Annotated in this window: 1 protein-coding gene; it reads right to left on the bottom strand. The window is 77.4% G+C overall.

Annotation, left to right across the window (positions count from 1 at the left end; translation table 11 throughout):
* A partial coding sequence (locus ACLD7X_RS18600; protein ID WP_411425161.1) for an LpxD N-terminal domain-containing protein occupies positions 1 to 486 on the bottom strand: 486 nt, incomplete at both ends.

Genomic DNA, 486 nt, shown 5'->3' with positions numbered 1-486 from the left:
CCCGGCCCGATGCGGCCGCCGCGCCCGATGCACACGCCGGGCCCGATCACGGCGTTGGCGCCGATCACGGTCGCCGCCCCGATCCGGGCGTCCGGCCCGATCACGGAGCCGGGCGAAAGCCGCACGCCCTCCTCCAGGACCGCTGTCGGGTCGATCAGGCCGGCGCCGGGGGTGAAGCCGCGCTCCTCGAACAGGGCCGGCACGGCGCGCGCGAAGGCGGCGCGGGGATGGCTCACGATCAGGGCCGCCACGCCGTCCGGCAGGCGCGCCGCGTCGCCGGCCCGCACGAAGACGGCGCAGGCGCGGGTGGCGATGGGGGCGTCCGGCTTTCCGCCTTCAAGATAGGCGATCGCGTCCGGGCCGGCTGTTTCCAGCGGCGCAGCGTCGGCGATCAGCGCATCCGGGTCCGCCCCATCGCCAAGGCGCGCGCCCGATTGCTCCGCCAGCGCGCCGAGCCGCAACGGCCCGAGCGCGCGGAAGAAGCGG

The organism is Aphanothece microscopica RSMan92 (genome assembly GCF_046613545.2).
Lineage (GTDB): Bacteria > Cyanobacteriota > Cyanobacteriia > PCC-6307 > Cyanobiaceae > NIES-981.
Note: the sequence above shows the minus strand (reverse complement) of the source record. Positions and strands in the feature narration are given on the sequence as shown.